The 21,894-nt window shown below is 45.9% G+C and carries 22 protein-coding genes; 4 read left to right on the top strand and 18 right to left on the bottom strand.

The genetic code is table 11. The features are described 5' to 3' along the window. Position 1: 1 nt before the first annotated feature. Genes C2747_RS03605 through fliF form a run of 11 tightly spaced genes read right to left on the bottom strand, consistent with a single transcriptional unit; the run spans position 2 to position 10,495 of the window. Complete coding sequence (locus C2747_RS03605; protein WP_215332494.1) at positions 2-271, bottom strand: flagellar biosynthetic protein FliQ; 270 nt, start codon at positions 269-271, stop codon at positions 2-4. Next, a complete protein-coding gene (gene fliP, locus C2747_RS03600; protein ID WP_215332493.1) occupies positions 271-1,014 on the bottom strand; it encodes a flagellar type III secretion system pore protein FliP in 744 nt (247 codons plus the stop codon). The genes C2747_RS03605 and fliP overlap by 1 nt, the downstream gene beginning before the upstream one ends. Next, positions 1,011-1,505: a flagellar biosynthetic protein FliO gene (gene fliO, locus C2747_RS03595; protein WP_215332492.1), complete on the bottom strand. Its 495-nt coding sequence runs from the start codon at positions 1,503-1,505 to the stop codon at positions 1,011-1,013. The genes fliP and fliO overlap by 4 nt, the downstream gene beginning before the upstream one ends. 8 nt (positions 1,506-1,513) lie before the next feature. After that, positions 1,514-1,900 (bottom strand): flagellar motor switch protein FliN, encoded by a 387-nt coding sequence (fliN, locus tag C2747_RS03590; RefSeq protein ID WP_215332491.1) that lies wholly within the window; start codon positions 1,898-1,900, stop codon positions 1,514-1,516. 2 nt (positions 1,901-1,902) lie between these two features. Continuing rightward, positions 1,903-2,886, bottom strand: a complete 984-nt coding sequence (locus C2747_RS03585; RefSeq protein WP_215332490.1) for a flagellar motor switch protein FliM — start codon at positions 2,884-2,886, stop codon at positions 1,903-1,905. A gap of 32 nt (positions 2,887-2,918) precedes the next feature. Beyond that, positions 2,919-4,949, bottom strand: coding sequence for a flagellar hook-length control protein FliK (locus tag C2747_RS03580; protein ID WP_215332489.1), 2,031 nt, complete (start codon positions 4,947-4,949; stop codon positions 2,919-2,921). Positions 4,950-4,976: 27 nt separating this feature from the next. Beyond that, on the bottom strand, positions 4,977-5,426 hold the full coding sequence (gene fliJ, locus C2747_RS03575) for a flagellar export protein FliJ (RefSeq protein WP_215332488.1): 450 nt from the start codon (positions 5,424-5,426) through the stop codon (positions 4,977-4,979). Continuing rightward, complete coding sequence (locus C2747_RS03570; protein ID WP_215332487.1) at positions 5,423-6,805, bottom strand: FliI/YscN family ATPase; 1,383 nt, start codon at positions 6,803-6,805, stop codon at positions 5,423-5,425. Before C2747_RS03570 ends, fliJ begins: the two co-directional genes overlap by 4 nt. A 10-nt stretch (positions 6,806-6,815) precedes the next feature. Then, positions 6,816-7,508: a FliH/SctL family protein gene (locus tag C2747_RS03565; protein ID WP_215332486.1), complete on the bottom strand. Its 693-nt coding sequence runs from the start codon at positions 7,506-7,508 to the stop codon at positions 6,816-6,818. Between the two features lie 9 nt (positions 7,509-7,517). Then, positions 7,518-8,606 carry a flagellar motor switch protein FliG gene (gene fliG / locus C2747_RS03560; protein ID WP_215332484.1) on the bottom strand — a complete coding sequence of 363 codons (1,089 nt, stop codon included), beginning with the start codon at positions 8,604-8,606 and terminating at the stop codon, positions 7,518-7,520. Beyond that, the gene (gene fliF / locus C2747_RS03555; RefSeq protein WP_215332482.1) at positions 8,606-10,495 is read right to left on the bottom strand and encodes a flagellar basal-body MS-ring/collar protein FliF; all 1,890 of its coding nucleotides are present in this window, start codon (positions 10,493-10,495) and stop codon (positions 8,606-8,608) included. The genes fliG and fliF overlap by 1 nt, the downstream gene beginning before the upstream one ends. 160 nt (positions 10,496-10,655) lie before the next feature. On the opposite strand from fliF, the gene C2747_RS03550 reads away from it, so the two are divergent. The 3 genes from C2747_RS03550 to fliE are packed head-to-tail and all read left to right on the top strand — an operon-like array spanning position 10,656 to position 13,626. Then, positions 10,656-11,855 (top strand): sensor histidine kinase, encoded by a 1,200-nt coding sequence (locus C2747_RS03550; RefSeq protein WP_215332480.1) that lies wholly within the window; start codon positions 10,656-10,658, stop codon positions 11,853-11,855. Positions 11,856-11,860: 5 nt separating this feature from the next. Continuing rightward, positions 11,861-13,267 (top strand): sigma-54-dependent transcriptional regulator, encoded by a 1,407-nt coding sequence (locus C2747_RS03545; protein ID WP_215332478.1) that lies wholly within the window; start codon positions 11,861-11,863, stop codon positions 13,265-13,267. Between the two features lie 20 nt (positions 13,268-13,287). Continuing rightward, complete coding sequence (gene fliE / locus C2747_RS03540) at positions 13,288-13,626, top strand: flagellar hook-basal body complex protein FliE (RefSeq protein WP_215332476.1); 339 nt, start codon at positions 13,288-13,290, stop codon at positions 13,624-13,626. Positions 13,627-13,630: 4 nt separating this feature from the next. Here the strand turns inward: fliE and C2747_RS03535 are convergent, their stop codons facing one another. The 7 genes from C2747_RS03535 to C2747_RS03505 form a co-directional block, all read right to left on the bottom strand. Continuing rightward, positions 13,631-13,927: an EscU/YscU/HrcU family type III secretion system export apparatus switch protein gene (locus C2747_RS03535; RefSeq protein WP_251374813.1), complete on the bottom strand. Its 297-nt coding sequence runs from the start codon at positions 13,925-13,927 to the stop codon at positions 13,631-13,633. 10 nt (positions 13,928-13,937) lie between these two features. Next, complete coding sequence (locus C2747_RS03530) at positions 13,938-14,903, bottom strand: hypothetical protein (RefSeq protein ID WP_215332472.1); 966 nt, start codon at positions 14,901-14,903, stop codon at positions 13,938-13,940. Between the two features lie 19 nt (positions 14,904-14,922). Continuing rightward, positions 14,923-15,312 (bottom strand): flagellar export chaperone FliS, encoded by a 390-nt coding sequence (gene fliS, locus C2747_RS03525; RefSeq protein ID WP_215332470.1) that lies wholly within the window; start codon positions 15,310-15,312, stop codon positions 14,923-14,925. Positions 15,313-15,344: 32 nt separating this feature from the next. After that, complete coding sequence (fliD, locus tag C2747_RS03520) at positions 15,345-16,736, bottom strand: flagellar filament capping protein FliD (protein ID WP_215332468.1); 1,392 nt, start codon at positions 16,734-16,736, stop codon at positions 15,345-15,347. Between the two features lie 57 nt (positions 16,737-16,793). Next, the gene (locus tag C2747_RS03515) at positions 16,794-17,213 is read right to left on the bottom strand and encodes a flagellar protein FlaG (RefSeq protein WP_215332466.1); all 420 of its coding nucleotides are present in this window, start codon (positions 17,211-17,213) and stop codon (positions 16,794-16,796) included. Positions 17,214-17,286: 73 nt separating this feature from the next. Further along, on the bottom strand, positions 17,287-18,315 hold the full coding sequence (locus C2747_RS03510; protein ID WP_215332464.1) for a flagellin N-terminal helical domain-containing protein: 1,029 nt from the start codon (positions 18,313-18,315) through the stop codon (positions 17,287-17,289). 39 nt (positions 18,316-18,354) lie between these two features. Continuing rightward, the gene (locus tag C2747_RS03505; protein ID WP_215332464.1) at positions 18,355-19,383 is read right to left on the bottom strand and encodes a flagellin N-terminal helical domain-containing protein; all 1,029 of its coding nucleotides are present in this window, start codon (positions 19,381-19,383) and stop codon (positions 18,355-18,357) included. A 420-nt stretch (positions 19,384-19,803) separates the two neighbouring features. Between C2747_RS03505 and flhA the strand changes: the two genes are divergently transcribed. Next, positions 19,804-21,891: a flagellar biosynthesis protein FlhA gene (flhA, locus tag C2747_RS03500; RefSeq protein ID WP_215332462.1), complete on the top strand. Its 2,088-nt coding sequence runs from the start codon at positions 19,804-19,806 to the stop codon at positions 21,889-21,891. Positions 21,892-21,894: the final 3 nt, after the last annotated feature.

Below are 21,894 nucleotides of genomic sequence, written 5' to 3'. Positions count from 1 at the left end.
CTTAATTCAGAATCGTTGGGATGCGCATAATAATCTCGCGCATATAGTCAATAAAGATCACCAAGCTCACAGGGAAGGCAACCAAAAGGACAACTGCCAGCACGAATAGCTTTGGCACAAATGAGACCGAGCTTTCATTTACAGAGGTAGCCGCCTGCAAAATACCAATCACCAAGCCCACGATCAGTAGCGCAATTAAGGTTGGACCTGCCAGGACAAATGCCATACGCATTGCCTGGAAGGTTAATTCGATAATGAGGCCGGTATCCATCAGAAGATCTTATAGCTCTCAATGAGGGAAGCGGCAAGTAAAGCCCAGCCATCAGCCAAAGCAAAGATAACCAACTTCAAAGGTAGTGAGAACATCATCGGTGAAATCATCACCATACCCAAAGAGGTCAAGATGCTGGCTACCGCAAAGTCAATCGCAATAAATGGTAGATAAATCATGAAGCCAATTAAAAAGCCTGTCTTGATTTCAGAAATTGCAAAAGCGGGTATCAACACCGTCATCGGCACATCTTCCTTAGCCTCAATGGGTTTGTCATAAAGCCTGACGAACACAGCCAGATCTTCTTGACGGGTTTGCTTGATCATGAACGATTTAATCGGCTTTGCACCAATTTCCACTGCTTTCTCAAAACTCAATTTCTGCTGTGTATACGGCAAATAGGCATCTTGATAAATTGCCTCAAAAGTAGGATTCATCACAAACAAAGTGAGAAAAAATGAGAGGCCAATCAAGACCATATTTGGCGGCATGCTTTGCAAGCCGAGCGCTTGCCGCAACAAAGAGAACACAATCAAGATGCGCGTAAAACTTGTCATCAACATCAATGCTGCCGGCAAGACACTTAAGGCAGTTAATGCAATGATGGTTTGAACTGGAATGGAATAGGTAGTTCCGCCTTTTCCTCCCCCACTAGTCACCAGCGGTAGGGATTGAGCAAATACAGCCCCGGAGACCAATAACAATAGTGCTGCCCCTAACCAGGCATAGTGACGGCGCTTCATGATTTACCGTCCTTACGGAGAAGATCTGAGAGCTTTTTAGCAAAGTCCGGGGAATAGCTAGTCATCTTTGGAAGGTTAGCTACTTCTGCAGCTTCTAGCTCGGATATGAGATTAATTTGATTGGGAGTGTGGCCCAGCACGTAAACACGCCCTGCAACTTGAACAACTACAACCCGCTCACGTGGACCCAAGCCCTGAGCTGCCAAAATGCGGATCGCTGAATTGGGAGCATCGAGCTGTAAGTTGCGTTTGACAAACCAAGCGACCAAGCCAACTAAAATAGCGGCAAGTACTAAAGTCACTAAAGTTAACCAGATAAAACTTCCACCGCCGGCACTCGGATAGGAGGAGGCTCGAGAAGCGTCCTGTGCAAAGACAGACGCAGAGTTCAGTAATAATCCAAATAATGCAATTTGGATAATGGGGGGTTTGGGAGAGATTCTGCCAAACGTACTGTTGATTAAATGCCCGTTGCCAGCCTTCTCACCCATCTAAATCCTCAGCGGTTAATTTTTCTAATGCGCTCCGCTGGGGTAACAATATCGGTTAAACGAATACCATAACGATCGTTCACGATTACCACCTCGCCTTGCGCGACTAGGCAACCATTGACTACTACTTCCAAAGGATCTCCTGCATGGATATCCAACTCAATCACCGAGCCCTGGGTAAGCGCCAAAAGGTTGCGTATTTGCATTTTAGCGCGACCTAGCTCAACAGTAACCTGAACTGGCACATCCATTACTAAATCGATATCGTTAGCCATAGAGGTAGTAGCTGAGGCACCGCCCAAGTCATCAAAGCTTGCCCGGCGGACAGCTGCGCCTGCGTTTGCAAACGCCTTCGCCAAATCGTCGCCAGACTGTGATGGGGTGTTTTCAATCATGATTATTCGCCTTTTTGTTGCATATAGAGGTCACCCTGCTCTTCGCTGCGCATGACGCTAGCCTCAGAAGCTGGGGAATTTACCGGATTTTTGAGGAATTGTGCTGGACGTTGAATGGATTCAACCTTCACAGAATATTTATTGTTCTTGACACCATATTTACCCTGGATCATTGGCAATCCATCAACATACATCGTCACAGGGTCATCAATGTCAATGGGAATAATTTCGCCAATCGACATTCCTAGGATCTCACGAATGGTCATTTCTTTGCGAGCCAATACAGCTACCATCGAAACAGAAGCATCTTGTAATTGAGTTTCCAAAGAGCTTGCCCAGTACAAATCGGTTTCCCGCTTTACCTTGACCTCATTACTCCAAATCTTTTCCTTGAATGGCTCTAAAACCCAATAAGGAACGCAGAAATCTAAATGGCCTTTATTGCCATTCACGTTCACTTTAAATGTACTGTGAAGTACCTGCTCCTCAGGAGCAGCAAGGCGCAAATCATCAAACTGCTCTTCATGTCTTGCAAAGTCAAAGCGGATATCGGCTAGCGGCTTCCAGGCCTTCTCATATTCCTGAACGATCACTTCTAAAATTCGGCGCGCAATGCGCATCTCCGTGATGGAAAGCTTTTTCTGATGGCCAGAACCATTCGGCGGAAAGCTACCGTTACCGCCAAAGATAGTATCTACAGCAACATTGAGCGTATTCATGTCCAATGACCAGCAACCATAACCTTCCACATGATCAAAGCCAACCACTTGAATACTGGCTGTCGCTGGAGCTGACTCAATGAATTCCTGATAATTCTTAAGGCCAGAAAAACTGGAATTGACAACTACTGAAGTACCCACAATATGCGTAAGCTGAACTCTCAGACTACGTGCAAATGCCTCATGAACAATTTCAAGCGCAGGCATACGTCGCTTATTAGCAACTTGGGCCTGACTGAAAAATACGGCTTGTTTATTTGGATTCATACACTGCAAGTCTTTGTTCAATAATGATTCGATTAGGCGTACAGATTAATTCTACCGTCAGCAGCTGGTATGGCAGCACTCAATACGCCAGCAGCCACATCTGCGTTTGCGGATACTGTTGAGCCAGTACCACTATTACTAAAGGCAATGCCTTCGGCCATAAATTGGGGTTGACCCGTGTTATCAGACTGCTGCCGCATATCCAAACTTAAGGAGAGGCCCATTTGAGCCAACTGCTCTTTTAACTGTGAACTACCCTGCTCCAAACGGGTACGGGTTGAGTCACTTGCGCCATCGACCACCACAATCGCACGACCCTGGTTATCTAAGCGCAAATCAATGCGGATAGTGCCTTGGTCCGGAGGAGTAACCTCCATGACCACGCGACCGCCACCCTCTTTGAGAACGCGCATCACTTCAGCGTTAAGTGGGCCAGTTGCCAATGAGGCATTTTGTGGCTCCAACTTCACCGTCGTAGTTTGAGTTAACTTCACTTCTTGATTCAAAGTAGAAATAAAACTGGTTTGTTTTGCATCGGCCAAATTAACACTGTTATTGCTTGCTTGTGTCAATACATCATCGCCTTCAACAACGTGTGTTGAGCGCTCTTGTTTCGCAACTGCAGAGGCAGCCACAAAGCTTTCAGTATTTTGAGGGCGTACTTGCTTTGAGAATTCGCCCTCTTCTACTGTTGGTAGATTTACGGGTTTAGGAGCAGCTTGCACTACCGCTTGATCAGCCGGCTTAGCAATCGTGGCACCAGTACTTACTGAAACCACTTGATCGATTGCCGCTGTATCAGAAGATGCGCTAACTGCCTGAACCGCATTTTGAACCGCTGGAGTAGCAGCAACATTCACGGCAGTTTGAGCATTGGCCGTAGGCAATTCAATTTTCTGAATCACTACTTGATCTAAAGGTAGATCCTGAACGGCAGCAGCATTAACAGCAACCTGCTCTGTATTTACCTGTGCTTGAGCAGCTACTGTAGAACTCACTAGTACTGTTTGGCCTAGATTCATTTTGACTGACTCCACTGCCGGTGTAGTTGATACCTGAGGCTGCACTGGTGCACTGCTCTCATTTGTTATGGCCTGATTGAGAGTGGCGACAAACGCTTGGGTATTGCCTGAGTCCACCGGACCTACCAGCTTCTCTTCTACAGCAACACTGTCAGCTTGCGCATTCATATTAATTTGGCTTGTCGTGGCATTAGCATTCGCAACAGTCCTTTGCGCAAGCTCAGCAGCTGGAGCGCCAACATCAGCCGTCACTACTTGAGCTGCCTGCACTACTGGGGCAACAGCAATTTGCACCACATTGGCAACAGCAATAGGGTTTGCATCAACTTGAACGTTAGTGGTCACGACTTCAGTTTGCGTATCTTCTGCTTGCAAGACATCTGCAATCACAGCCGCCTCTTTAGTAACGGCAACAATAGATGGGTCAATAATAGCAACTTGAGCATCAGCAATGCCTGCAAGCACCTCACCAGACTGAAGAACAGCTGCAGCTGCAGCAGTTTTTGCTAGAGTTGCCTGAGTTTGAGTATTCAGATTCGCGGCGGTAATTTCTGTATCACCAGCCTGCTGAACAGCGCCGTCAATTAATACTGCGTTTAATGCTGACTCAACCACTGCCAAGGTCTCTGTTGCAGTAGCGGCTTTTGCCTCAACCGTCAAAGCAACTTCTACCTGCCCTAAGGTAGCTTGATCAACGCTTTGAGCTGGGGGTGTCTCTGATGGGGTCTGCGCATTGGCCTGAGGGGCATCAGACTGGGAATTTGTTTGGGGAGCGGCAATATTTGCAGCGTCTTGTTGGGCTTGATCGGTCGAAGGCGGCAAATTTTGCGGCTTTTCTTCGGGTGCCCGGGTGTTTTTAGACTCTGCTCGAGGGGTATCTGGGGTGGAAGTCTGGCTCTGTTGTCTGGCCGCTCGAAGTTCATCCGGGAAACTCGTAAGTCCTTGATCTGAATGATTTTGTGCAGCATCGGGCGTAGACTGATTAGCAAAAATCAGGTTATCGCGAGACTGTAAAGTTTGGAGTGGATTCAAATTTGCCATAAATATTCCCCGTTTAGGTAAATATTACTAAGCAGGTTTCGTGCCAGAATCTCCGTGCAGACGAGAAATAATGCAATCTTCTAATTCTAGGCGCTCCTGGCGAGCTCTTTCAGCCAAGGCCTCGATCTTTTTTCTGGCGAGAACCTTTTCAATGCCCTGAACCCTCAATTTGGACTCAATTGCCTGCTCCCGGGCATTGACCATAGCCACGTTCAGTTTAGCAATCTGGCCTTCTTGCTCCTCTACACCCGCCTGCAGGCGATTTCTAAAAGAGCTGGAATCCTGCAAAAAAGCGACAGTTGCCCCCCTGCTGGCAGTATCAAGCATTTGCTTTTCATAATCCTGGACGTATTTGACGACCTGCTGATTAAAGGCCTCACTTCTACGAAGTTCGCCATTTAAACGCTTTAATTGACTACTCGTACGGTTTTCCTGATTTTTTGCAAACTGCAAAATCAGATTTAAGGCCTTGCTCATGCAGCCTCCGCGACAATCGACATCAAGCTATCCACCGCCCCATCAAAGTGAGCCACTTCGGAAATATCTTGCTGCAGAAACTTTTGCATCTTTGGCCATAAACGAATAGCTGCATCAAAATCAGGATCAGTACCTGGAGCGTAAGCGCCCATGCTGAGCAAATCACGTCCTCGCATATAGCGGCTATACAACTGCTTAAAGCGGCGTGCAGCCATTAAATGTTCCGGCTTCACTACCCTGGGCATGGCACGAGAAATCGATTTCTCAATATCGATAGCTGGGTAATGACCAGAGTCAGCCAACTCACGTGACAGGAAAAAGTGGCCGTCGAGGACACCGCGAGCGGTATCTGCTACGGGGTCATTGATATCATCCCCCTCGAGCAATAAAGTATAAAAAGCTGTAATGGAGCCATGAGGACTCTTGCCATTCCCGACTTTTTCTAAAAGTTCGGGAATTTTTCCAAAGACGCTAGGTGGGTATCCTCTGGATACAGGAGCCTCGCCCAGACTTAAACCAATTTCACGTTGCGCCATAGCAAAGCGAGTGAGTGAATCCACTATCAGCACGACATGCTTGTCATGATCCCTAAACCAGGTAGCAATTTCAGTGGCGTACCAAGCACCCTTAGCACGCGCTAACGGCGAAGAATCTGCTGGTGCAGCAACTACAACAGCCCTTTTTGCTGTTTCTGGATCCAAAATATCTTCGCAAAACTCTCGCACCTCACGACTACGCTCTCCGACTAAGGACACCACAATCACATCGGCTACGCAATTACGACTCAACATTCCGAGAGTCACACTTTTACCAACACCAGATCCAGCAAAAATACCAATACGCTGGCCGCGGCCAATCGTCAGCATACTATTCACGCTTCTTAAGCCAGTATCCATAGGCTCATGAATTGGATGTCGCTCCATTGGATTTAATGAGCGTGTATTGACTGGCCTGGCTTGAAGTTCGCCCTCGCCTTTACCATCTAAGGGCCGCCCAAAACCGTCCACAATTCGGCCGAGTAATTGATTGCCGATCGCGAGTGGCTTGACCGAATTACGAATGGTATAGACGCCATTTGCCATGAACGGGGTATTTGCTGGATAGACTAAGGCACCCGGAGAAATACCATCGATCGAATCTATGGCCATTAAATAGGTGATGCCGCCATTAAAGCCAATACATTCAGCATCAATAAAATACTCTGAACCCTGAGACCAGATACAGGCACTGGCTCCCATTGGTAGAGGCAAGCCTTCCACTTCAAGGACAAAACCTGAAACCTTTTTTAAGCGGCCTTCACGAATCGATTTAGGACCTGATCTGAAATGATCTAAGGCGAGATTTAATTTGGAATGGACTTGATCCGCGCGAATCGTCATAGGAGAAGGCTTAGAAGTTTTCTTCGCCAGACAATTGCTGGTAATTTGGCAATCCCAGTAAGGAGCGCGCAATCACTTTTCTAGCCTCAAAACCAACATCGATACGAGCATGATCAAGCTCTGCAAATGCATGACCAGATGGCACATCAGCATCTAGTAAAAGACTGCAAGAAAAAGGTAAGCCTGGATCATCTATGATGCGCTTCCAGATAATCGAATCCGCTTCAGAGATGCGAAGATGCAAAGTTTCACCGGGTCTAGGCAAGCGCATCAAGGCCTCTTGAATGGCGGCAACAAATGGCCCGCGCTCAATTTCATCTTTACCAGAAATACGCAGTGCAATCTCATAAGCCAATTCATTGAGCGGCTGAGTAATTGCCTCAGGCAAACCTTGCAAAGCAGCCAAGATATCCTGCAATGACTTTGTTAAAGAATCAATATCGGCTTTGGCATCGTCATAAGCTTGTTTATAGCCAGCTTGCGCACCAGCAACTGTGCCTGTTTGCAGACCCTCTACTTCACCCTGTTGATTACCTGTCTGAAAACCCTGGGTGTAACCCTCTTGGAAGGCGGCCTTACGAATCGCTTCTATTTCCTCAACGTTAGGCAGCTGTAGTATTGGCTCAGCTAAATCGTGATGTGGAACGATAACCGGCTCTGGGAGCTTTGGATCAAACGATGGTGGCATCCACTTAATAACCATGGGAAGCGCTTAAATAAATTCGTCTAGATGCTTACCAGACTGAAGAACAATCAGCTTCCTATCGGCCATCGCACGCGCAATACGAACGATTTCACGTTGACGATCTTCAACATCAGATACCTTTACAGGCGGCAAGGTGTCCAACTCATCACGGGTTCGCTCTGCAGAGCGTTTAGTCATATTACTGAAAATCTTCTCACGCAATTTTGGACTTGCACCCTTCAAAGCAATGATCAAGATATCTTGTGGCACTTCGAGCAAGACTGTTTCAAGAGATTTGTCAGCAACATCTAAGAAATCTTCAAAGGTAAACATTCTTTCGACAATAGCTTCGGCTAAGTCGTTATCGTAATCACGAATGCGATCAATAGCACTCTTATTCATATCATCAGCCATGTAATTCAGAATATCGGCAGTAGGTGTAATTCCACCACTTCCAACATCTGATTTCTTGGCATCTGGACCCAGCAATTGCATCATGACTTCGTTCAGAACTTGAATCGCCTCAGCATCCACTTTATCTAAAAGTGCGACACGTAACATCAATTCATTTCGACGATCTTCAGGGAACATCGCCACAAAAGCAGAGGTTTGCTCTGGGCGCAAGAAAGTCATCAAGCTCGCTACAATTTGAGGGTGCTCATTACGCACCACTTCATAGAGTGCTTCAGGCGTTGCAGAAGCGACTGCCTCTATGCCCGCTAATGTCACAACGTTATCGAGATTTTCTTTGTCACCCAATACGCCCATAATGGAACCAACATCACCGCCAACTGGGGCGTGCCAGTTAGTAATTTCTTTAAATTCAGATAACACCTTTGCAGCAGTTAGCTTATCAATAAAGCTCATGCCAGCCATGCGCACCGAGAGCGCTTGTACATCCTCAGGGCTTAATTTGCGTAATACTTCAGCAGAAAACTCGGGGCCAACTAGTAACAAAATCATTGCTACTTTATGTAAGTTATCAAACTCGTCCACATCGCTTACAGAATGAGCTTGGGCACTAGATTGCTCAAGGCCTCGCTTCATGGCATCACTTAAGGATGGGGTTAAATCCATCCCCTGGTGCAAGCGATATTGATTAGCAGGTGTGCTCATTAGATATTTCCTCCGGCAGCTTTAGAGTCGCCAGATAGATTGTTGCGAGCCGCATCAATCTTTGCTTTTGTTTCTTGCCAATTCTTGAGCAAGCTTGCCAATACTTGTGGATTGGCTTTTACAAAGTCTTCGGTATAGCTCACTAAGTTGTCATACTCAGCGCGCAAAGCTTCTTCGGCAGCACGAGCATTTTCTCTTGCCTCCTCAGCCTTTTGTCTAACTTCAGCTTGCTCACGAAAATTTCTCTCGCGAATGCGGGCTTGTTGCATCTGCTCCATCACATCCTCCGTAGCTTGTGCCTCCTGCTCAAGTTCCTTCGCTTTCTTAGGCGCAATCAATGTGCGCATGACAGTGAGGTATGCCAGGATTAATGCCAATAACAAAATACCAAACTTTAAAAACTCTTTAATTAAATCTGTCAAAGATGCATCTTTATAGAAGGGAATCTTTTCAGTCACTTCAGGTGCAAATGCAATATTTGCTACGCTTACTGTGTCGCCACGCTTCTCCACGAAACCAACTGCATCACGTACGATATTGTTGATTTGCTGCATTTCTTCGGGGGAATAGGGTGCAGCAGATTCAACTACTGCGCCATCCCTATCCATGATTGCCGGCTTAAAGTTGACAACTACTGCAGCGGCAACGCGTTTTAGCTGGCCTTTATTGGCTTTCAATACCTCAATCGCTCGATCGACTTCGTAGTTAATAGTGCTGTCGCGTTTACCAGAGGAATTAGCGCCCATCGTGCTAGATGGAGAGATTAATTGTTGCGCTTCGTTATCAGCTGCAAGTGGTCCGCTTAGCGGTGCAACTGGCTGAGGCGGCGCTTGATTGGTGAGCGCACCAGGCACTGCACCAGTCGTTGATTGCTGACCAGTAGATTCTGAATTTTGCTGGCTACGAACACTTGCTTGATTGGGCGCAGAGTTTTTACCATACGTTTCTTGGGTCAACGTACGCTCATCAAAGTTCAAATCCAGCGTGACTTGTGCTCGCACATTGTCTTTGCCAATCACCGGCTCAAGCAAAATAGCAATACGCTTAGATAAGGCATGTTCTAGCTCAGCAACATACTTAATCTGAGAAGAATCAAGGCTATCAGCACGTTGCGGTTGATGAGACAACAAGTTACCGTCTTGATCAACAATCGATACCTGTGCTGGGGATAGTTTCGGCACAGATGAACTTACCAAATAAGTGATCGCAACTACCTGTTGTGGATCTAAAAATCGTCCTGGGTACATTTTTAAGACAACGGATGCGGTAGGCTTCTCTTGGTCGCGCACAAAAGCGGTTTGCTTAGGCACGGCCAGGTGGACACGAGCGATCTTGATAGAACCGATAGAAGTAATGCTCTTGGAAAGCTCACCTTCCAATGCACGCTGATAGTTCACTTGTTCAACAAACTGGCTAGTGCCTAACTTTTGATTTTCCAGAACTTCGAATCCTACGGTTCCAGATTTTGGCAATCCTTGGCCAGCAAGTTTTAAGCGTGCGTCATATACAGAAGACTCAGGCACCATTAATGCGCCACCACCTTCAGTAAATTTATAAGGGACATCCATCTGCTGGAGCGAAGCAACAATTGCCGCCCCATCCGTATCAGTCAGATTTGAAAATAAGACTTTATATTGACCGCTTTTATTTCCGCTCATGGAAACGCCGGCAACCGCAACTACTAAGAATAGAGCAGCACCTGCTAGACCCATTTTTTGACGCATGTTTAAATTGTCAAAACGGGCTTTAATAAGATTCATTGCATTGCTAAATGAGTTTGTACCTGCAGAGGCACTTGCATTAACCGTACTAGTTGCGCTTGAGCCCAAGTTGACAGAGGCAGCTCCGCTATCTGGGTCTAATAATTTAGGCTCTTGTCTATCGCTCAAAATAAAAACTTTATAAAAAATAGATACGAAAAATACCGCTATAAAAAGCGTAATAGTCATAAAAACAGCATTAATACCAAAAAGTATATATGAATGTCATAATTGAAAGATAAATTTTTTCGTGCTGCATTGACGAAAAGCCTCGCTAAATCAATTATTTATGCCTGATCCTCAAACCGATACCGCAACTCAAAAATCGCAAGGTTTAGAAGAGGCATTTGATCTTTTTATTGAAGCATCTAAAGCCTTAGAAGCTCAACAGGCCGTGCTTCAAGGGCAGCTCAATGAATTAAGCAGCCAATTAATTGCTGCCAACTCTAGACTCTCTAGTCTTCTCAATTCGCTACCAGCAGGCGTGATTTTGGCGGAACATGATCAATTGATTGACTTTAATCCAGCTGCTGCGCACTTCATTCCGGAGTTGACCAAGGGTATGCCCTGGAAAATCCCTGGGACTTGGAAGTCGTCTAATAGTCCCGGAGACCATTTAAGGCGACAGGATGATAAGCAGCAGACTACGCAAATTTATGAAGTAAAGGCAGGAATTACTGGCGCTGCCGGGGAGCATTCAAGACAACTGGCTGATAAACAGCAAATCCTTCAAATTTTGGAAGTCAAGACTGGTGCACGAAGCGTTATTCAGATTCAGGACATTTCCAGCGCAATCGCTAATCGCGCCGAAGAGGAGCGCATGAGCCGCCTCACAGCAATGGGTAAGATGAGTGCCGGTATTGCCCACCAACTCAGAACCCCGCTCTCTACGGCCCTACTCTACGCTTCCCACTTGGCGGACCAAAATATTACTGATGATCAAAAGCAGTTATTTGCTGATAGATTACGTAAGCAATTAATTAGCCTAGAGAAATTAGCTTCAAATATGCTCTTATTTCTCAAGCAAAGGCCTCAGCAAACTACCCCAGTAGCGGTCCACGAGCTATTAGAGGAGGCCTGTCAGGCTGCCCAAGGATTAAGCCAGGAACGCAATATCGAGCTCAAACTAAGCTTAGAGTGCCCACATACCCTTGTTAATGTTGAAAAACACTCGATTATTAGCGCCTTTGTAGCCATTTTGGAGAATGCGATCCAGGTGAGCGAACCCGGCCAATTGGTAGAAATCAGCTGTCATGACCAGCCCAATCAGACTGAAATCATTATTGAGGACTATGGTCCAGGTATTGCCGAAAACATGATGGACACTATCTTTGAACCATTCTCTAGTGGTCGGGTTACCGGAAACGGTCTTGGCCTGTCGATTGCCAGAAGTAATATTGAGAGCCATCGCGGCCAAATCTTGGTCAGCAACCGCCCCAATGGTGGCGCACGCTTTACTATCAGCCTTCCATCTTTAACCGAGCTCTAGAAATAATGTCGATTTCCCAAACCAACCCATCAAACCTCCCACCAGTCTTACTGGTTGAGGATGATGACGATTTACGGGAGGCTATCGCCATTACCCTCTCTCTCAAGGGTATTGAACACAAGATCGTAGATAGAGCAGAGCTGGCCCTGGGCCTGATTCAGCCAAACTACCCTAATATCCTCATTACGGACTTTCGTTTGCCAGGTATGAATGGTATTGAGCTCTTAAGAGAAGCCCGTAAAATCCAGCCCGATCTACCTGTTGTGGTGATGACCGCCTTTGCGGACGCCAAACTGGCGGTTGAGGCCCTCAAATCCGGCGCCCGGGACTTTTTGATAAAGCCTTTTGTACCCGATCAGCTCGTTGAGGTCATTGAGCGCTATCAAAAAGAGAGCTCCAATCCAATTACGACCAAAAACGGCAATGTTCAGGAAATTATTGCCGTAGACCCGGCAACTCTTGCCGTTATGGCACGCTGCGAACGGGTCGGAAAGACTGATGCGACCGCTCTTTTGACTGGAGAATCCGGCGTTGGTAAAGATATTTTTGCTAAAAGAATCCATGAATTATCGAACCGAGCCAACAAGCCCTATGTCGCAATTAACTGCGCTGCCATCCCAGAAACCCTGCTTGAATCGACTCTCTTTGGCCATGAAAAAGGGGCGTTTACTGGGGCAACCAAGACCTCACCTGGTAAGTTTGAGCAAGCGAATGGAGGCACCCTTTTTCTAGACGAAATCGGAGAAATGCCCCTAGAGTTACAAGCAAAACTGCTTCGCGTCCTCCAAGATAAGGTGATTGAGCGCCTAGGAGGCCGGGAGTCCATCTCATGTGATGTCCGCATCATTACCGCTACCAATAAGGACTTGCAGGCCAGAGTAGCTGAAGGCAAGTTCCGCGAAGACCTGTATTTCCGTATTGCGGTATTTCCAATCCGCATCCCTGGCCTTAGGGAGCGTGGCGGCGATGTCTTGCCTTTGGCTGAGTCCTTTTTGCGCCGCTATGGCAAAACCATGGGCCGAACTGACTCCAGTCTCAGTAAGAATTCCAAAGCCCTTCTGCAGAGCTACGCCTGGCCGGGGAATGTCCGAGAACTAGAAAATGCCATCCAAAGAGCCCTACTACTATCTGATCATTCGGTCATTGAGCCAGCAGATCTGGAGCTTGATGATATTTCTGGCACAAAAATTGCTTTAAATAAAAGTGTTAGTAGTGCAAGTGTAGTGAATGCACCACAAACTGGCCCTGAAGGGGGTTCCGATATCAGCAGTTTGGAAAGAGACCATATCTTGAAGGTCTTAGTTCAGGTAAACGGAAACCGCAAAAAGGCCGTAAGTGTATTAGGAATATCTGAAAGAGCCCTTCGCTATAAGCTGAAGGCTTATAAAGATGCCGGTTTTGAATTTGAATGAAAGTAACCTAGAATCTAATCATGAGTATTGAAAAAGTAAACGCAATGCTTGCCCAGTTGCAAGCCCTTGAACAAGCTGCAGCATTGGGCCAGGGTTCAGGCGTTAACGCACCTTCAACAAACTCAAGCCCTGATGGCGTTGATTTCAAAACCATTCTGAAAAATGCAGTTGCTGAAGTCAGCAATGCGCAAAATACCGCTCAAGCTAAAGTTCAGGCTTTTTCTACTGGCGACTCTTCGATGAGCCTAGAAGAAGTTATGGTTTCTTTGCAAAAAGCAAATATTTCATTCCAAGGTATGTTGGCTGTTCGCAACCGCCTGATTGACGCCTACAAAGACGTTACCAACCTCCAGGTTTAAAACCTTAGGTTTTTCCAGCACCAGGTCTTTGGCCGGGCTGCAGATTTTCATCTAATTGATGTGCCCAAGCAATCACCTCAGCTACCGCTGCGTATAACTCTGGCGGCACTAAATCATTCAAGCGCAATTGCATTAGGAATTCCACTAGCTGTGGCTCAACACGTGTTGGTATACCAAGCTCTGCTGCCTTAGCCAGAATGGCTTCAGCTAAATAGCCTTCTCCCTGCCCCACTACTCGTGGCGCGATTGAATTCATTTCATAAGCGAGTGCTACTGCTTTAGTTTGCTTATCGGGATTCACGCGTGATCCTTCACCCTTCATCCTTACCAGCAAATGTATAGTTCACCGGAATAGCAACCTGGTCCTCCAAGCGCTGACTCAAATCCTGTAATTGATCTTGAAATATATTCTGAAACTCTGGGTTTGGACTGAGTTTTACATTAAGCCAATCACCAAACTGCAAACCAACTACCTTAAAGCTTCCTGTGTTGGGTAGATCCATTTCAATTGAGATCTTTGAGCCACGCATAATTTGACCCTCATTCTGAGGATCTTTTTCCCAAGCATCTTCACGTTTAATACGCGCCTGTACACCCGGCATGATTTGTTCTTGCCACAAGAGATTGCCATATAAAAGCAAACGTGCGCTGTCTTTCACGGCAGGGTTATCAGCGCCGAGTTTGTCGAGCAACTGCGCAGCGCTATCACGCAGCTTCAGATCCGCTAGGCCACCGGTCACTTTTTGACTTAAGTAAGGTTCAAGCAACTGCTTTAGGTCGCTCGCTGCAAACATGGGTGAGCCAGCTAAACCTTGTAAGATTTTCTGAAAGTTTTGGGTGAGCGCCTGCTGTGGCGGAAGATTTTCAGAGGCATCAGCGCTGGTTGTTAAGTTGACTGCAGGCCATTGCGTTACTAGCTCTGTTGATTTGTTAGCGGAGCCTACATCACTTAGAATGCGTGCGAGATCTTGGGGCAAGCCATGCTCATTACCATCAACGCCTGCATTAGCTAACAATGCACCTTCCAAGGTTGCAGCAGTGCCAGCATCCATTCCAGGGGTAACCATAACGCCTGGTTGAGCCAGAGGATTACGAGCTTGCGCTGCGCCATCTGCTAACGATGTTGGGATGGCCACATTGACTGCGGTACGGGGATCTACACTAACAAGATCATTGAGAACTACTGGCCCAACTTTAGATACAGCGTCGGTCCGTAACTTATTTGCGGGTGGGGTAACGATGTCAGGAAGCTGTGGTCCTGAGATGGGAAAGACCATTCATCCCCCTTCGCATCTCTTATGCGGGAACGTGATCAGTTAAAAGGGTATGCCAAGCCTCATTAACTGGTAGCAATACGTTATAAACCTCACGAATCATGGCTGGGTCTTTGGCTATACGCGCTTTCAAAATAGTCCGAATAGACCAGTCATATAAGCGACCCAAATTAGCGGCAATCTCACCGCCCTTTTCAAAATCTAAAGCCGGCATCAAACCAATCTTGAAGATGTCTAAAGCTTTATCTAATGACTCAATTGCTAACTCGCCTGCTTGCATTTGCTTTTCTGCAGACAAAAGATGATCAAGCAGCTTTTCAAATACGAGGGCGATTAAATTCTCAGGACGCGCACTCTCTACCGATGTTTGAGCAAAAATGTTTTGATAACCTTGAAGTGCTTTATTGGACATAGTTTCTTTTTAAATAACTTAATCAATACGACTTAGTTACTCTTTTGATTATTCAAGGCATTAAAGGTTGCAGACAAAGAGGTGTTCATCGACTGCAACTGATAGAGTAAGGCGTCTAATGCGGCGTACTGCGCGCGGTACTTAGCCATCTTCTCATCTTTACGGGTCTGTAAATCTTTGACGCGATTCTCAAGAATGGATTTCTGATCAGTAAAACTATTGATATCAGCGTCCAAGCCGGCACCATAGAACATTGCAGAATTGACCGCTGTTCTTGTAGAGCTAGTTGTGCCTTGCGCAATTTCATCAAAGGCTCCAGCACTTACCGCTGCATCGTACATTGCAGAATTAAACTTTAATGTACCATCTAGCTGCATCTCTAGGCCCAGGGATGTGAAGCTAATTGGTCTACTATTTTTATCCGTTAAGGACGAACCTAATCTTGTCAGCGAAGAGGTAAATGATAGAGAGATGTTATCGATAATTGACTGTAATGCAGCATCACCATAAAGTGAGCCACGTTGAGCGGGGTCACTGTTGTACTTACTTAATTGAGTATATGAAGTCATTAAGTCGTTATAGGCCTGGCCAACGTTAGTCAACATTGCTTGAGCCGACGTAGTATTGGTCGAGCTAATGGTAAGGGTTGATAGTCCGGCGGATTGCAATTGCAAACTTACCCCCGGTATTGCGCCTGTCACGGTATTGGATGGACGAGTAAAGGTCTGATTATTGACCTTAAATACCGCATCAGCACCCGCTTGTGAGCTAGTTGCAGTAACAGCCGCTCCACTGGCATTAGTAGTTTGCACAGTAAGTGAATTTGCGGAGCCTCCGGTTGTAGAAGTGAGGACTAGTGATGAGCCAGAGCCAGTGTCTACAACCGCAGCCCTGATCTTTGAAGCTCCTGAATTCGCATTAATAGCATCACGCAAGGCAGATAAAGTTGCCACTCCAGATCCACCAAGATTAATTGTCTGACCAGTACCATCGGTAGCTTTTAAATAAATACTATTGGCTGTCGTGAAATTAAACTTGCTAGAGACAAAGCTCGATGTATAGGCAGAGGCAATTGAAGTGACATCAACTTGATAGGTACCGGCACTAGCCTCTAAAGAACTAGCGATCGATGAAGACAGTACAGTGGCGTTGCTACTTGTCACGGACTTATTGAGATAGCTTAAGGGATCTGTAAAATCTTGCAATGCCGCCTGTAAGATCGACATTTTAGATTTGATGTTGCCTAAGTCAGTAATCGAGACATCTTGCTTGGCAATTTTAGTATTCAACTTATCAATTGGTGCTTGCTCGACTGAATCAAGCTTACCCACTATTGCATTAACATCAATAACAGTACCGCCACCAAGGGTCCCACTGGATCCGTTGAGTGTTGATGTTGTGTTTGAAGTTGAATTAACGGCCATAATAAATTAGAGACTTTCGAATTGGTATGGCGGCATTTGCATTAAGCAAATAAAAATTTAGGCGATATGGTCTACGAAGACGCCTTGCAAACTATCCATATTGTGTGCAATGCGCACAGCCTCTTCAGATGGTAACTGCATCACCATGTTGCCAGAGTTATCAGTCACACGAATAATGTGATAACCGGTAGTGTGATCAACAGAGATATTGAGATTAACGCCTTTAGACTGAATAAATGTCTGAATAGCATCAGCTGCAGCTTGCACTACTTTTTCGACTGGGCGCGCACTTTCGCGAACACTCGCAGCGGACATGCCTGAGGTATCTAATACAATCTGAGCCTGCTTAGGCGCAACAACTTCAGATGGTTTAACAATAGGTTGCCCCGGATCGGAAGCCTGCAATCCGGGATTAGACGGTAACGCCACATTTGACTGTGGCATTACTGCTTGTGGTGCGGAAGAAATTGGATTCATATGAAGCCTCTTACCTGGGTCTATTAGCCTAGCCCTTAGGCTAATAGACTTTCCTTAAGAAATCAACAACTTATTATTTCAACAAGGTCAAGATGACGTTAGGCATTTGGTTTGCCTGCGCCAACATCGATGTTGCAGCTTGCTGCAAGATCTGACCACGAGTTAGGTTTGCTGTCTCAGATGCATAGTCAGTATCAATAATACGACTTTGAGCATCCGCCAAGTTATTGGACAGAGTCTGCATATTGTCAACGATGTAGTTGAGTTGCTGTTGAGAAGCACCTAACTTGGCACGGTTTTCGATATTTACTTGAACCGCATTCATAATTGAAGCTGAGTTAGATGAACTTGAAATACCAGCTGCAGATCCCACACTAATAACGTCGCCAATAGCTACCGTTAATGCCGCTGACGTTGTAATAGCTAAGTTTGTTGCGCCGGTGGTTGTAATTGCAGCAGCGGCTGTGAGGCCAGTATCAACACCATTCTTGAAAATCTTATCGCCAACCGCTGCAGCACCACTCATGCCGCCGCCAATAGTAATAGCGGTCCCAGTTGAAGCCGCTGTTGCAACACCTGAGGACAATCGATCCAATGCAGATAATGACAACGATGCAATAGTCACCGTGGTTTGCGTTGGAGCTGCTGTACCTGAACCAGTTGTAAATGTTGAAGTGGTACCAAAAAGTGAGGCTGATCCGCCTTGGAAACGAGTACGTGAGTTAATCTGGCCAACTTCACTTAACATGCTTGTGATTTCATTATTAATTGACGTTGTTTGCGTTGTTGTCAGAGTGCCATTCTCTTTTTGAGTGGTCAATGTCAAAACACGCTGGAGCATCTTACTTACAACATCTAATGCACCTTCAGCAGTTTGAACTAAGGAAATTGCATCTTGAGTATTGCGAATAGATTGATCAGTAATGTTCTTGGTTGCCTTTACTGCTTCAGCAACTGCATAACCAGCAGCATCATCTTTTGCACTGTTGATACGCTTGCCAGAAGAGAGCTTCTGTACTGAACCAGCTAAGTCAGCTTGGGCAGTAGCAAGGTTCTTTTGGGCATACAAGGACGCCATATTGGTATTAAGGACTGCTGGCATGTTTAGTTCTCCGTAATGTAGCTAATTAAATATTTAAAATTATTTCAACAAGGTCAAGATGACGTTAGGCATTTGGTTTGCCTGCGCCAACATCGATGTTGCAGCTTGCTGCAAGATCTGACCACGAGTTAGGTTTGCTGTCTCAGATGCATAGTCAGTATCAATAATACGACTTTGAGCATCCGCCAAGTTATTGGACAGAGTCTGCATATTGTCAACGATGTAGTTGAGTTGCTGTTGAGAAGCACCTAACTTGGCACGGTTTTCGATATTTACTTGAACCGCATTCATAATTGAAGCTGAGTTAGATGAACTTGAAATACCAGCTGCAGATCCAACACTAATAACGTCGCCAATAGCTACCGTTAATGCCGCTGACGTTGTAATAGCTAAGTTTGTTGCGCCGGTGGTTGTAATTGCAGCAGCGGCTGTGAGGCCAGTATCAACACCATTCTTGAAAATCTTATCGCCAACCGCTGCAGCACCACTCATGCCGCCGCCAATAGTAATAGCGGTCCCAGTTGAAGCCGCAGTTGCAACACCTGAGGACAATCGATCCAATGCAGATAATGACAACGATGCAATAGTCACCGTGGTTTGCGTTGGAGCTGCTGTACCTGAACCAGTTGTAAATGTTGAAGTGGTACCAAAAAGTGAGGCTGATCCGCCTTGGAAACGAGTACGTGAGTTAATCTGGCCAACTTCACTTAACATGCTTGTGATTTCATTATTAATTGACGTTGTTTGCGTTGTTGTCAGAGTGCCATTCTCTTTTTGAGTGGTCAATGTCAAAACACGCTGGAGCATCTTACTTACAACATCTAATGCACCTTCAGCAGTTTGAACTAAGGAAATTGCATCTTGAGTATTGCGAATAGATTGATCAGTAATGTTCTTGGTTGCCTTTACTGCTTCAGCAACTGCATAACCAGCAGCATCATCTTTTGCACTGTTGATACGCTTGCCAGAAGAGAGCTTCTGTACTGAACCAGCTAAGTCAGCTTGGGCAGTAGCAAGGTTCTTTTGGGCATACAAGGACGCCATATTGGTATTAAGGACTGCTGGCATGTTTAGTTCTCCGTAACTGTTAATGCTTCATAAATGTGTTTCTTACGTACTTAATACGGATACCCAGGTCGATATGTTTAGGGGTAATTGGGAATTATTTAGTAGGAATTCTTAAGTCATTGTTTTTGTTATGTATTTTTATTAGATTTCCGTGTTTTTAATGCACTCTTGACCCCCTTTTCCCTTTATCGAGAGCTTGTGGCGCTCACTTCAGGGTGTTTTTGGGGGTGTTTTAAGGGGTACATCCCTATTTTTAAGTTGTTTTGTGAGGGTTTGCTTAGTACTTAACAGCTATAAAACCCCCTCCTTCCGTTATGATTCTCATTGGTAAAAGTATGTAATTTTTGTAATTAATATTAAAAATTGCATATTTATGTTTTTCCCATATAAATCAATTACTTAAATATCACGCCTGAATTTATGTCAGCTCTTGGCAGCTCCCTTAAACGCTTAAGCACCAATTCCGCGCAAGCTGGTATCCCGATTCTGGTCCTAATGGTCTTGGTGATGATGCTGGTGCCGCTGCCTGCGATCGTGCTCGATATGTTGTTCACGCTCAATATCGCCATCTCCATCATGGTCTTGATCTCGGCGATCAATATCAAGAGCTTTAAAGATTTCGTTGCCTTTCCAACGATTCTGCTTCTGACAACCCTACTGCGTCTTTCTTTAAACGTGGCCTCCACCCGCATCGTATTGATCGATGGCCATACGGGGCCAGGTGCTGCTGGTAAGGTAATTGAAGCATTTGGTCAATTTATGATTGGCAACAATCTGACCGTCGGTATTGTGATCTTTATTGTGATCACCATCATCAACTTTGTAGTGATTACCAAAGGCTCTGGCCGAGTTGCTGAAGTTTCTGCCCGCTTCGCTTTGGATTCTATGCCCGGCAAACAAATGGCGATTGATGCGGACTTAAATGCCGGCATTATTAAGCAGGAGGACGCTAAGATGCGGCGCGCTGAAGTGGCGCAAGAGGCTGACTTCTACGGCTCCATGGATGGTGCTTCTAAGTTCGTCCGTGGGGATGCGGTTGCCGGCATCATGATTTTGGTAATTAATCTGATTGGCGGAATCATTGTTGGCGTCATGCAATACAACATGGGGTTTGTGGATGCATTCAATACATTTGCAGCCCTTTCCATCGGGGATGGCTTAGTTGCCCAAATTCCGGCGCTGGTAATTTCTACTGCCGCAGGTATTTTGGTAACCCGAGTTGCAACTGAAGATGCATTTTCAGATCAAATATCTAAGCAATTTAGCGCCAACAGCAGCGGTCTGCTCGTTGCGGCATTCATTTTAGGTATCTTAGGCTTAGTGCCTGGTATGCCCCACCTCTCCTTCTTGGGTTTTGCAGCACTCTTTGGTGGCCTGTCTTGGTTGATCAATAGCCGCATTAAAGCGGAAAAAGCCCGTGTAGCCACTGCAAGTGCAAGGCCAGCCAATCGCGAAGAATTGAACTGGGAAGATGTTCCGGTCATCGAGCCCCTTTGTCTTGAACTCCCTTACCGCCTGATTTCTTTAGTTGAAAATGGTGACGATAGTGATTTGATTAAACGCATTAGAGCCATTCGTAGAAAATTCATTGGTGATACTGGTTTCTTAACGCCATCCGTTCATATTCGCGATAACTTACAGCTACAACCAGAAACCTACCGCTTCTTACTTTATGGCGCAGAAATTGGTCGCGGTCAGTGTTTACCGGATCGCTTGCTAGCGATTCAACCAGCCGGTGCAGAGGGTATTGACGGCATCAAGGTAGTTGATCCCACTTTTGGCATGCCTGCAATTTGGATTACGCGCAATCGTCGCGATGAGGCTATTACCAAAGGCTATACCGTAGTAGAGCCTGCAGTAGTTCTGGCCACTCATTTAGATAACTTAGTCCACAAGCACGCCAACGAACTCTTGGGTCGTCAAGAAGCCCAAGAATTACTCGATCACTTCAAACTCAGTTATCCAAAACTAGTTGAAGACGTTGTTCCCAAGGTAGTGAGTGTTGCTAACTTTCAAAGATTGCTGCAACTTCTTTTGGAAGAGGGTGTGCCTATTAAAGATTTACGCACCATCCTAGAGGTTGCTGGTGAAGTTGCACCGAAGACCCCAGACCCAATTGATATGTTGCAACCTGTGCGCTATGCACTGCGTCGCATGATCGTGCAAGATGTTTACAAAGACTCTAATAATTTCTCAGTACTAGGCATTCAGCCAGAATTTGAGCGCTTAATTGAGCAGGCGATTGGCACCAATGCTATCGCGCCCGATGGCGTCATCGAGCCTTCGCTTGCAAGACTGTTTGGTGAAGAAGTCATTCGCGGTATCGATGCGCTTGAAGAAGCCAACCTGCCGCCTGTAATCGTATGCAGCACGCGCTGCCGCCTTACCTTTGCAAAACTCGCTAAACGTGTGCGTCCACAAGCGATTGTGTTGGGCATGGGTGAGCTTCCCCCTACCGCAAATCTTTCCTACTTTGATGTCTTGTGTAAACAAGCCGGCAACAATTAATGA

The organism is Polynucleobacter corsicus, assembly GCF_018688255.1.
Classification (GTDB): Bacteria; Pseudomonadota; Gammaproteobacteria; order Burkholderiales; family Burkholderiaceae; genus Polynucleobacter; species Polynucleobacter corsicus.
The sequence above is the reverse complement of the archived record's forward strand: the minus strand, read 5'-3'. Positions and strand labels throughout refer to the sequence as shown.